The organism is Pseudomonas sp. SDT291_1_S447 (assembly GCF_054070155.1).
On the sequence record NZ_JBSVXS010000070.1, the window covers coordinates 17,996 to 29,537 of the forward strand.

At 60.3% G+C, this 11,542-nt stretch carries 9 protein-coding genes and 1 riboswitch; of the genes, 1 reads left to right on the forward strand and 8 read right to left on the reverse strand.

What is annotated here, in order from left to right:
* Positions 1 to 70 precede the first annotated feature (70 nt).
* Entirely contained in the window at positions 71 to 2,689 is a 2,619-nt protein-coding gene (gene alaS, locus ACW9IR_RS19905; RefSeq protein ID WP_457464793.1) for an alanine--tRNA ligase, read from the reverse strand.
* Positions 2,690 to 2,835: 146 nt separating this feature from the next.
* Positions 2,836 to 3,840 carry a low-specificity L-threonine aldolase gene (gene ltaE, locus ACW9IR_RS19910; RefSeq protein ID WP_102900856.1) on the reverse strand — a complete coding sequence of 335 codons (1,005 nt, stop codon included), beginning with the start codon at positions 3,838 to 3,840 and terminating at the stop codon, positions 2,836 to 2,838.
* Between the two features lie 198 nt (positions 3,841 to 4,038).
* Positions 4,039 to 4,210: riboswitch (FMN riboswitch) on the forward strand.
* A 101-nt stretch (positions 4,211 to 4,311) separates the two neighbouring features.
* On the opposite strand from ltaE, the gene ACW9IR_RS19915 reads away from it, so the two are divergent.
* Complete coding sequence (locus tag ACW9IR_RS19915; protein ID WP_102900857.1) at positions 4,312 to 4,821, forward strand: 6,7-dimethyl-8-ribityllumazine synthase; 510 nt, start codon at positions 4,312 to 4,314, stop codon at positions 4,819 to 4,821.
* 156 nt (positions 4,822 to 4,977) lie between these two features.
* On the opposite strand, the gene astE is transcribed toward ACW9IR_RS19915, so the two are convergent.
* The 6 genes from astE to aruF form a co-directional block, all read right to left on the reverse strand.
* The gene (gene astE / locus ACW9IR_RS19920) at positions 4,978 to 5,988 is read right to left on the reverse strand and encodes a succinylglutamate desuccinylase (RefSeq protein ID WP_102900858.1); all 1,011 of its coding nucleotides are present in this window, start codon (positions 5,986 to 5,988) and stop codon (positions 4,978 to 4,980) included.
* A 12-nt stretch (positions 5,989 to 6,000) separates the two neighbouring features.
* A complete protein-coding gene (locus tag ACW9IR_RS19925; protein ID WP_016983958.1) occupies positions 6,001 to 6,291 on the reverse strand; it encodes a hypothetical protein in 291 nt (96 codons plus the stop codon).
* A gap of 57 nt (positions 6,292 to 6,348) precedes the next feature.
* Positions 6,349 to 7,695, reverse strand: a complete 1,347-nt coding sequence (gene astB / locus ACW9IR_RS19930; RefSeq protein ID WP_102900859.1) for an N-succinylarginine dihydrolase — start codon at positions 7,693 to 7,695, stop codon at positions 6,349 to 6,351.
* 166 nt (positions 7,696 to 7,861) lie between these two features.
* Positions 7,862 to 9,331: a succinylglutamate-semialdehyde dehydrogenase gene (gene astD / locus ACW9IR_RS19935; RefSeq protein ID WP_457464801.1), complete on the reverse strand. Its 1,470-nt coding sequence runs from the start codon at positions 9,329 to 9,331 to the stop codon at positions 7,862 to 7,864.
* Positions 9,328 to 10,353 (reverse strand): arginine N-succinyltransferase, encoded by a 1,026-nt coding sequence (astA, locus tag ACW9IR_RS19940; RefSeq protein WP_150707465.1) that lies wholly within the window; start codon positions 10,351 to 10,353, stop codon positions 9,328 to 9,330. The genes astD and astA overlap by 4 nt, the downstream gene beginning before the upstream one ends.
* A 51-nt stretch (positions 10,354 to 10,404) precedes the next feature.
* Positions 10,405 to 11,424, reverse strand: coding sequence for an arginine/ornithine succinyltransferase subunit alpha (gene aruF / locus ACW9IR_RS19945; protein WP_007919353.1), 1,020 nt, complete (start codon positions 11,422 to 11,424; stop codon positions 10,405 to 10,407).
* Positions 11,425 to 11,542: the final 118 nt, after the last annotated feature.

Genomic DNA, 11,542 nt, shown 5'->3' on the forward strand with positions numbered 1-11,542 from the left:
TGAAGGGCGCCCAATAATTACTCGAACAGCCGCGCGGCCCGCCACTAGACTGCGGGCTGCACGGACTGTCTTATAAACCCTGCTCGACGAATGGAACGGTCAGCGCCAATGCACCATCCAGCGCGCCGGCGTCGATACCGCCGCCCTGCGCCATGTCCGGACGACCACCGCCCTTCCCGCCCACTGCCGCAGCAGCCTGCTTCATCAAATCACCGGCTTTGAGTTGGCCAGTCAGGTCCTTGGTTACGCCTGCAACCAGTACGACCTTTTCCTCATGGACACTGCCGAGCAGGATCACTGCGCGGCCGAGTTTGTTCTTCAACTGATCAACCAGCGCCAGCAGCGCCTTGGCGTCCTGACCATCCAGACGTGCGGCCAGAACCTTCACGCCTTTGACGTCCAGAGCCGAGGACGACAGATCGTCGCCCGCAGCGCTGGCCGCCTTGGCTTGCAACTGCTCGAGTTGCTTCTCCAGTTGGCGGTTGCGCTCGAGCACAGCCGACAGCTTGTCGATCAGGTTGTCGCGGCTGCCCTTGACCAGGCTGGCCGCTTCCTTGAGTTGTTCTTCTGCCGCGTTCAAGTAGGCCAGTGCTTGCGCACCAGTGACTGCCTCGATACGACGCACGCCCGATGCCACACCGCCTTCGCTGATGATTTTCAGCAGGCCGATGTCGCCGGTACGGTTGGCGTGGATACCGCCGCACAGCTCGACGGAGAAATCGCCGCCCATGCTCAGCACGCGCACGTTGTCGCCGTACTTCTCGCCGAACAGCGCCATCGCGCCTTTGTTCTTCGCGGTTTCGATGTCGGTTTCTTCGGTTTCAACGGCGGAGTTCTTGCGAATCTCGGCGTTGACGATGTCTTCCAGTGCTTTGATCTGTTCCGGCTTGATTGCTTCAAAGTGACTGAAGTCGAAACGCAGACGCTGGCTATCCACCAACGAACCTTTCTGCTGAACGTGCTCGCCCAGTACCTGACGCAGTGCAGCGTGCAGCAAGTGCGTGGCCGAGTGGTTCAACGAAGTGGCGTGACGCACTTCGGCGTCGACGTGGGTTTCCACTGGCGCGCCGATGGTCAGGCTGCCCGAGTCCAGCACACCGTGGTGCAGGAACGCGCCGCCGGTTTTGGTGGTGTCGCGCACGTCGAAACGGCTGCTGCCGGCCTGCAGATAACCGCAGTCGCCAATCTGGCCGCCGGATTCTGCGTAGAACGGCGTCTGATTCAGAACGATCACCGCCTCTTCGCCTTCATTCAAGACGTCGACCGACTGGCCATCTTTATAGATAGCGACGATTTTTGCCGAACCGCTGGTGTCTTTGTAACCGGTGAACTCAGTGGCCACATCAACCTTGACCAAAGTGTTGTAGTCCAGACCGAACGAGCTGGCCGAACGCGCGCGAACACGCTGGGCTTCCATCTCACGTTCGAAACCGGCTTCGTCGACGGTCAGGCTGCGCTCACGCGCGATGTCGGCGGTCAGGTCCATCGGGAAACCGTAGGTGTCGTAGAGTTTGAACACCACGTCGCCCGGCACCACGGTGCCTTTGAGTTCCAGCAGATCCTGCTCGAGGATCTTCAGGCCGTGCTCCAGAGTCTTGGAGAACTGCTCTTCTTCGGCCTTGAGCACGCGCTCGATGTTGCTTTGCTGCTTTTTCAGTTCTGGGAAGGCTTCGCCCATCTCGGCAACCAGCGCCGCGACGATCTTGTAGAAGAAGCTGCCGGTGGCGCCCAGCTTGTTACCGTGACGGCAGGCGCGACGGATGATCCGGCGCAGCACATAACCGCGACCCTCGTTGGACGGCAGTACGCCGTCGGCGATCAGGAAGCCGCACGAACGGATGTGGTCGGATACTACTTTCAGCGAAGACTGATCGCCGTTTTCGCAACCGATCGCTTCGGCCGAGGCCTTCAGCAGGTTCTTGAACAGGTCAATGTCGTAGTTGGAATTGACGTGCTGCATCACCGCACTGATCCGCTCCAGGCCCATGCCGGTGTCGACAGACGGCGCTGGCAACGGATGCAACACGCCATCGGCGGTGCGGTTGAACTGCATGAACACGTTGTTCCAGATCTCGATGTAACGGTCGCCGTCTTCTTCCGGCGAGCCCGGTGGGCCGCCCCAGATGTGGTCGCCGTGATCGTAGAAAATCTCGGTGCATGGGCCGCACGGGCCGGTATCGCCCATGGTCCAGAAGTTGTCGGAAGCGTACGGCGCGCCTTTGTTGTCGCCGATGCGGATCATGCGCTCGACCGGCACACCGATTTCTTTGGTCCAGATGTCATACGCTTCGTCGTCGGAGGCGTAGACGGTGACCCAGAGTTTTTCCTTCGGCAGTTGCAGAACGCCGGTCAGGAAGGTCCACGCGTAGGTAATCGCGTCCTTCTTGAAGTAGTCACCGAAACTGAAGTTACCGAGCATTTCGAAGAATGTGTGGTGACGGGCGGTATAACCGACGTTTTCCAGGTCGCTGTTCTTGCCACCGGCACGCACGCATTTCTGGCTGCTGGTCGCGCGGGTGTAGGCACGTTTTTCCTGGCCCAGGAAGCAGTCCTTGAACTGGTTCATCCCCGCGTTAGTGAACAGCAGGGTTGGGTCGTTGCCCGGAATCAAAGAGCTGGAGGCTACACGGGTGTGGCCTTGCTCTTCGAAGAAGCGAAGGAAGGCTTCACGGATTTCTGCGCTTTTCATTAGGTTCTTCCACGGAGGCTGCGGCCAAAGGCCTGTTCGAAACGTCAACAGACGAAGCGACGGCAAAGGGCCGCATTATATCGGCCCTGCGCGCGGGGTACAGCGTGTTTATACGATAGAAACGGTCAATTGGACGGCTAACGCTGTCACTTGCGCGAAAACTCGACGAATGTCGCGATCACTTGCTCGATTTGCGAGCGATTGACGTTCATGTGCGTGACCATACGCAGACGCGTAGCAGCGCTCAATTTGATCCCGCGTTCGCCGGCAAACGCCTTGAGTGCTTCGGCTTTGTCGCCCATTTGCACATAAACCATGTTGGTTTGCACGGGTTCGACGATGAAACCTGCTTCACGCAGACCTTCGGCGAGCAATTGCGCATTGGCGTGATCGTCGGCCAGACGCTCGACGTTGTGATCCAGCGCATACAGCCCCGCCGCCGCCAACAGTCCAGCCTGGCGCATGCCGCCACCGACCATTTTGCGCAAACGACGAGCCTTGCCGATCAGTTGCTCAGAACCGCACAACACCGAGCCGACTGGCGCGCCAAGACCTTTGGACAGGCACACCGATACCGAATCAAAGTACTGAGTGATTACCCGTGCATCGACGCCCAGCTTGACCGCCGCGTTGTAAAGACGCGCGCCGTCGAGGTGCAACTGGAGACCGTGGTCTTGGGTGAATTGGCGGGCCCGAGCCAGATAGTCCAGTGGCAGCACTTTGCCTTGCATGGTGTTTTCCAGCGCCAGCAGACGAGTCCGGGCGAAATGGAAGTCGTCAGGTTTGATCGCTGCGGCGACCTGATCCAGATCCAGCGAACCGTCAGCCTGCACTTCCAGCGGCTGTGGCTGGATCGAACCGAGCACCGCCGCGCCACCGCCCTCGTATTTGTAGGTATGCGCCTGCTGACCCACGACGTATTCGTCGCCGCGCTCACAGTGCGCCATCAACCCCAGCAGATTACTCATGGTGCCGGTCGGCACGAACAAAGCGGCGGCGAACCCCAGACGCTTGGCCAATTCTGCTTCCAGACGATTGACCGTTGGATCTTCGCCGTACACGTCATCGCCGGTGTCCGCCGCAGTCATCGCGTCGAGCATGGCCGGAGTCGGTTGGGTGACGGTGTCGCTGCGAAGATCGATAACGCTCATGAACCTGGCCTCAAGTCAGCAGGGGAAATCCCTTTACGAAGTGGAATTACTGCGGTCATCGCGTGGATTAATCAACCCTTGCGCAAGGAAAAGTCGTTTCGAGCCTGCAAAAAATTCGATGACAATCATCAGAAAGGCGCAATGCACAGACACACAATCTGTGTTAAAAACGCTGCGCCGCCCGAGAAAGGGCGGCAAAAACGTTCTCAGGGCGGGGTGCAATTCCCCACCGGCGGTAATTGCGCGCAATGCGCATAGCCCGCGAGCGCTTGGCGACGGACACGGCTTCGGTTGTGAGCGGCGGCAAGGTCAGCAGACCCGGTGTGATTCCGGGGCCGACGGTCATAGTCCGGATGAAGAGAGAACGGGATTAACGCCAAAGGGCCGTCCGCGCGATGTTGTGCGTGTGCGCACCCTTGAATCCCTTTCGATTCATAACGCCCTGTTTTTCACACAAACAGGAGTCAGAACATGCAACCCACCGCTATCGACAGCAAAAGCAAACACCCTCACGGCGAGCGCGTCGCGTTCATCCAGGCCTGCTGGCACAAGGAAATCGTCGACCAGAGCCGTAAAGGCTTCGTCGCCGAAATGATTGCCCTGGGTTATCAGGAATCGGACATCGACATCTTCGAAGTCGGCGGCGCCTTTGAAATGCCCTTGCACGCCAAGTTGCTGGCCAAGACCGGCCGTTATGCCGGCATCGTCGCCGCAGCCCTGGTCGTGGACGGCGGCATCTACCGCCACGAGTTCGTTGCCCAATCGGTGGTCAGCGGACTGATGCAAGTGCAACTGGAAACCGAAGTGCCGGTGTTCTCGGTGTCCCTGACCCCGCATCACTTCCATGCTGGCGACGAACATCAGAAGTTCTTCTTCGAGCACTTTGTGCACAAGGGTCAGGAAGCGGCGCGGACTTGCGCGGATACGCTGCAGAAGGTTCGGGTGCTGCGCCGTACTGAGCCGCGTGCTGTAGCGGTCTGAACACGATGAGTGAGATCTCTGGTCTCACTCATTCCCCTGTGGGAGCGAGCTTGCTCGCGAAAGCGGATTGACAGCCAACTTTAATGTTGAATGCCAGATTGCATTCGCGAGCAAGCTCGCTCCCACAGTGGTTTTGTGTAGACCTTGCGATTGAGGTCAGGCGAGATTTTCGTCGCTGGTCGGGACGATCAGGATGCCCGCCCGCAGGCCGTTCTTGACCTTCGGATTAGGGAAGATGATCCGTGCGCCCTGCTCTTCGATGATCCAGCGGGTATTGGCCAAGTCCTCGGCCAGCACATAACCCATCTCCAGCTCGGAAAAGTTTTCGATGTCCTGCGGCAGGTTCAAGCGAAAGGCATCGCTGTGCTTGATGATTTCCCGGGCGACGCTGAATAGCTGCAAGCCGTCCAGCTGCGCTTCAGCCATCTCTGGCTCAGTGCCTTCGATGATCTGCTGCAGGCGAGTTTCCAGCAGCGAGACATTAACCCCATCGTTCTGCCCGAACGGCCGCGCCTTGCCCAGTTCCAGCGTGAAAGCCTCGGCACCGAGCTTGTCGTAGGTATACGAGCTGAACACGATCGACGGTTTGTTCTGCAGCAGCACCGCTTCCATCCCGGCAGCGCGCAGGCGCGCCAGCTCAAGGCGCGAATGCTGGCGACCTTCCTTCCACGGATACAGCGCGAACTGTTCGATCTTCGAACCGCGAATCGCCGTGTGCAGGTCGTAATGCAGACGCTGACGATCCGGCAGGCTGAAGAAACTCGCCGCCAGACGCTCCAGCTCACAGGCCCGCAGCGCTTCCGAACCACTGCTTTGTTCATGACGACCGTTGAACAGCCGATTGACGTCCTGCTCGACAAAGCGCTCGCCTTTGCGAATCGCCTCGGGGTTGCCGAACAGGAACAGAATGCGTGCGCGCGGCTTCAGATCGCCGCGGGCGATGTCGTGCAGCAGCCGATCAAGCAACTCGATCGGCGCAGTTTCGTTGCCATGGATGCCTGCCGACAGCAACAGGTCCAGGCCATTGTCGCGCGCTTCCGGTGGCCGGACTTCCAGCGCACCTTCGCTCAACCAGCGCATGCGCACGCCTTCGACAGTCAGTTGAGTCTTCTCCGCCGGTTCGCGGCCGGCGAGGGTCAGTTCAAGCAGTTTGCCGAGGGCGAGCATAGAGCGGTTTCCTTAGTGGTCGTGGTTGCAATCCGGGCCGTGCACGTGGTCTTCGTCGTCGCCGACGTCGGCCGGTTCCATTTCCAGTTGCAGACTTACCAGATTAGTCGCCAATGGGCGCAGCAGCAGGTTGGCGTACTCGGCGTCACCTTCTTCAACGTCCACGCCGATCAGCAGTTGGCCACGGCCGTCCTGCTGGATCCACAGCTCTTTGCCTTGCCACATGACCGCGACGCGGGTGCACGAGGTTTGCAGTTGCGTGCCGTCGGTGTCTTCAAGGATCAGCTGCAGGGAATCGCTCATGTTTTTACTCTCTTGGGGAGACAAGCCGCGCGCCGCGATCAGGCGACGCGCCGGCCATCAATTGATCTGGAATGGATAAACCGCGCCCAGTTTAAGGATTTGCGTCAGTTCATCCAGTGCCGTCCGGCATTCAAGCAGCAATTGCGGATCCGCCAGATCGGTTTCGCTCAAGCGGTCGCGGTAGTGCTTTTCAACCCATGCGGTCAACGAACCGTACAACGGTGGCGTCATGATAACGCCTGGGTTGACGGCCGCCAGTTCGGTTTCGTTAAGCGCGACGCGCAGACGCAGGCACGCCGGGCCACCGCCGTTCTGCATGCTTTGCTTGAGGTCGAAGACTTTTACTTCGCGGATCAGGCCGCCGGAGCTGGTCAGCTCTTGCAGGTAAGTCCAGACGCGCTCGTTGGCCTGGCACTCTTGCGGCACGATCAGCAACATCGAGCCGTCAGGGCGTGACAGCAACTGGCTGTTGAACAGGTAGGAACGCACCGCATCATCCACGGTGACCGCCGAACGCGGCACACACACCGACTGGAAGTTACCGCCGACTTTGGCCAGTTTGCTTTGCAGCTCGGCCAGCATCGAGTCGGTGTCGAGGAACGCGTCCTCGTGATAGAACAGCACCTCGCCATTGCCCACGGCGATCACGTCGTTGTGGAACACGCCCTGATCGATCACGTTCGGGTTCTGCTGGGCGTAAACCACGCCTTCATCACGCAGACCGTGCAGACGCGCAACGGCTTGCGAGGCTTCGAGGGTTTGCCGCGCCGGGTACTTTTGCGGCGCCGGGAAACGGTTGTCGAACGCACTGCGACCGAACACGAAGAACTCAACGCCCGCCTCGCCGTACTCACGGCAGAAACGTGTGTGGTTGGCCGCGCCTTCGTCGCCGAATTGCGCTACCGCTGGCAGCGCCGCGTGATGGGCGAAGTGCTGCTGATTGGCGAACATCGCGCCGAGCACGCGACTGGTGGTCGGGTGTTCGATGCTGCGGTGGTATTTGCAGTTGAGGTTGGCGGCGGTGAAATGCACGCGGCCGTCTGCGGTGTCGGCACTCGGGCTGACCGTGGCGGCGTTGGCCACCCACATGCTCGACGCCGAGCAACTGGCGACCAGCAGCGGCATGGCTTCCTTGGCGGCGCGCTCGATCACCTGAGCGTCGGTGCCACTGAAACCCAGGCGGCGCAGAGCGGCCACGTCCGGACGTTCCTGTGGCGCCAGCACACCTTGCTGAAAGCCCATTTCCATCAGCGCTTTCATCTTCGCCAGACCTTGCAGCGCCGCTTCCTTCGGGTTCGAAGATTGCTGGCTGTTGCTCTGGGACGCAACGTTACCGTAGGACAGACCGCCGTAGTTATGGGTCGGCCCCACTAGACCGTCAAAATTGACTTCATAGGATTTCATCAGCGAGGCTCCACGAGAATCTGTTGTTATAGGCTTCAGTAACTAACTGTTCAGTGCGACCGTGTCGCGGCCATCGCTGGCAAGCCAGCTCCCACAGTGACCGCGTCGTACACAAAATGTGTGAACGCCTTCGTTCCTGTGGGAGCTGGCTTGCCAGCGATTGGCTTCACGCCATTTTCACGCCAGGCGTCAGGGCTGCTGGCAAAGTCAGGCTCGGTGTTTCCAGCGACGCCACCGGGTACGCGCAGTAATCCGCTGCGTAATAGGCACTGGCGCGATGGTTGCCCGAAGCACCGACACCACCGAACGGCGCGCTGCTCGCAGCACCGGTCAGTTGTTTGTTCCAGTTGACGATCCCGGCACGACTTTCCAGCCAGAACTGCTGATAACGCGCTTCGGAATCCGACAACAGACCAGCGGCCAGACCATAAGCCGTGTCATTCGCCTCAGCGATCGCCGCTTCGAAATCGGTGTAGCGGATTACTTGCAGCAACGGGCCGAACAGTTCTTCGTCCGGACGATCGGCCACCGCCGTCACGTCAACAATGCCCGGCGTCAGCAACGCGGCTTGTGCTTGCGGCTGAGTCATCGCCAGCAGCGACACCGCGCCGTTGGCCAACAGATGTGCTTGCGCGTCCATCAGCGCTTTCGCCGCGCCGAGGGAAATTACCGAGCCCATGAATGGGGCTGGTTGTTGATCGAACGCGCCGACTTCAATGCTCGCGCTGACTTCAACCAGACGTTTCAACAGGCTGTCGCCCCACGCGCCTTGCGGCACCAGCAGGCGGCGTGCACAGGTGCAGCGCTGACCGGCAGAGATGAATGCCGACTGAATAATCGTGTAAACCGCCGCATCCAAGTCTGCGACCTGATCGACCACCAGCGGGTTGTTGCCGCCCATCTCCAACGCCAGAATCTTGTCCGGACGCCCGGCAAATTGCTGATGCAAATGATTGCCCGTGCGGCTGGAACCGGTGAAGAACAGACCGTCGATGCCCGGGTTCGCGGCCAGCGCGATGCCGGTTTCACGCGCACCTTGCAGCAGGTTCAACACACCCGCTGGCAGACCGGCTTCGATCCAGCACTTGACCGTCAGCTCGGCGACTTTCGGGGTCAGTTCGCTTGGCTTGAACAGCACGCTGTTACCGGCCAGCAACGCCGGCACGATGTGGCCGTTCGGCAGGTGGCCGGGGAAGTTGTAAGGGCCGAACACCGCGACCACGCCGTGCGGCTTGTGACGCAGTACGGCGGTGGCGTCGCCCAACGGGCCGCTCTTCTCGCCGGTACGCTCGCGGTAGCTCTGTACCGAGATGGCAATCTTGTTGACCATGCTGGTCACTTCGGTCGCGGATTCCCACAACGGTTTGCCGGTCTCTTCACCAATGGTGCGAGCCAGTTCGTCAGCGTGGTTTTTCAGCGACGCGGCGAAAGCCTCAAGCACGCTGATGCGCTCATCCAGCGAGCGACGTGCCCACTCCGGAAACGCCTGACGCGCAGCCTGCACAGCCGATTCAACCTGAGCAGTGGTCGCGCCCTCCCCCGACCACAGCACTTGCTGGGTCACCGGGTTCAACGATTGAAAAGCTTCGCCCTGACCGGCCAGCCACTCACCTGCGATGTATAGCGAATTCATTATTTCGACTCCCGTGCAGCGGACAACGCCACAGCGCGCACTTGGTCGCCAGCGTTGAGTTGAAGACGTTTGGCGGTCTGCGGATCGACCACCAGCGTGCCGGCAGCCAGACGCGCCGGCGCAGCGGTGATGCGGCAGTCTTCGCGCTTGCGGTTATGGATGATGAATGGCGTGGCGTCGTCGCCCGGCGTGCCAATGGCCAACACCAGCGCTTCACTGTCACGCACCGCGCGGATCTTGCCGGTTTCGCATTCGATCGCAGGGCCGGCGTCGAAGATGTCGACGTAGCCCTGATAGCTGAACCCTTCGCCCTTGAGCATCGCCAAGGCTGGCTCGGTGTCCGGATGGACCTGACCGATGACACTACGCGCGCCTTCGGAGAGGAAGCAGGTGTACAGCGGAAATTTCGGCATCAGTTCAGCGATGAAGGCCTTGTTGCCGACACCGGTGAGGTAATCGGCCTGGCTGAATTCCATCTTGAAAAAGTGACGACCGAGGCTTTCCCAGAACGGCGAACGGCCGGCGTCATCGGAGACGCCGCGCATTTCGGCGATGATCTTGTTGCCGAACAGTTCCGGGAACTCAGCGATGAACAGCATTCGCGCCTTCGACAGCATGCGACCGTTCAAACCACTGCGGTAATCGGCGTGCAGGAACAACGAGCACAGCTCGGAATTACCGGTCAGGTCGTTGGCCAGAAACAGCGTCGGAATCTCGCGATAGATGTTCAGTTCTTGCGACGCGCTGACGGTCAGGCCGACACGGAAGTTGTACCAGGGCTCACGCATGCCAACCGCGCCAGCAATGGCGGAAATCCCCACCACGCGACCGTCGTCGTCTTCGAGCACGAACAGGTAGTCCGCATCACCACGACCGGCTTCGCCGCGAAAGGTCTTCTCGGCCCAGCCGACCCGATGGGCCAGACGTTCTTCGTTAGCCGGCAATGTGGTCAGGCCGGTGCCGGTGCTGCGGGCCAGGTCGATCAGCGCGGCTAAATCGCTGCTGCGTACGGGACGAACAATCATGCTATCTCCTCAAACGGGCCGCCTTCGCCACCCGTGAAACTCGCTAAGGCGTTAAACCGCCACCAGGCGCACGCTGGCACCTTCACCGACGCCCAGGGCTTCGGCCGCTTCCAGATCCAGAGTCACCGGTTTGCCCGGCGCGTAATCCAGTTCCAGCAGCACCGCGCGGTAATCCTGCAACTGCGCATTGGCCACCAGATACTGGCGACCGGCACCTTTCACCGGCTCGCCGATCTTCACTGGCACCACGCGGCTCTGGGCGATCGAACGGATCCCCGAAACACGTGCATGCAGGGTCGGGCCACCGTCGAAAATGTCGATGTAGTGATCGGTCTCGAAGCCTTCGCGCATCAGGATGTCGAAGGTGATCTGCGCACGCGGGTGCACCTGGCCCATCGCCTCTTGGGCGGAGTCCGGCAGCAGCGGTACGTAGATCGGGTAATGCGGCATCAGCTCGGCGAGAAACGTGCGGCTTTTCAGCCCGCACAGGCGCTCAGCTTCGGCGTAGTTGAGGTCGAAGAAGTTGCGGCCGATCGCATCCCAGAACGGCGAGTCGCCGTTCTCGTCGCTGTAACCGACGATCTCGGTCACCACCGAATCGGCGAAACGCTCCGGGTGGCTGGCAACGAACAACAGACGGCCGCGGGAGTTGAGTTCCGACCATGGCGAACCGACCAGCTCGCGCTGCACGTAGAAACTGGTCAGCAAACTATTGCCGGTCAGGTCGTGGCACTGCGAAAGCACGTGGATCTTGTTGTGGATCTTCAGCTCGCGGGAGGCATGGACGAAGGTCTCGTTGCGGAAGCTGTAGAACGGCTCCGAATAACCGGCCGAGGCGACGATGGCCGAGCAACCGACCAGCTTGCCAGTGGTGGAATCTTCGAGGACGAAGAAGTAACTCTCTTCACCGTTGAAGCTCACTTCGGCGGCAAACGAAGCTTCGCTCGCAGCGATCTTGTCGCTCAGACGTTCCACGTCATCCGGCAAGGAAGTGACACCAATCGGGCTGTCCGCAGCCAGACGCTGTACCTCGCCCAGATCAGCCATTTGCGCGGGGCGCATCACCAGCATGGTGTCACTCCTTTTCTCTTATCAATCCACAGAAGAAATAACCGGGCCTACATGGAGATCAATGTAGGAGTGAGCCTGCTCGCGATTGCGGTCTGTCAGAAACCAATGAGTCGACTGA

Excerpts from the sequence above, each read along its gene's own strand:
- ACW9IR_RS19915 (WP_102900857.1), top strand. The coding sequence starts at position 4,312 with ATGCAACCCACCGCTATCGACAGCAAAAGCAAACACCCTCACGGCGAG.
- ACW9IR_RS19925 (WP_016983958.1), bottom strand. The coding sequence starts at position 6,291 with ATGAGCGATTCCCTGCAGCTGATCCTTGAAGACACCGACGGCACGCAA.
- astE (WP_102900858.1), bottom strand. The coding sequence starts at position 5,988 with ATGCTCGCCCTCGGCAAACTGCTTGAACTGACCCTCGCCGGCCGCGAA.
- ltaE (WP_102900856.1), bottom strand. The coding sequence starts at position 3,840 with ATGAGCGTTATCGATCTTCGCAGCGACACCGTCACCCAACCGACTCCG.
- astA (WP_150707465.1), bottom strand. The coding sequence starts at position 10,353 with ATGATTGTTCGTCCCGTACGCAGCAGCGATTTAGCCGCGCTGATCGAC.
- aruF (WP_007919353.1), bottom strand. The coding sequence starts at position 11,424 with ATGCTGGTGATGCGCCCCGCGCAAATGGCTGATCTGGGCGAGGTACAG.
- astB (WP_102900859.1), bottom strand. The coding sequence starts at position 7,695 with ATGAAATCCTATGAAGTCAATTTTGACGGTCTAGTGGGGCCGACCCAT.
- alaS (WP_457464793.1), bottom strand. The coding sequence starts at position 2,689 with ATGAAAAGCGCAGAAATCCGTGAAGCCTTCCTTCGCTTCTTCGAAGAG.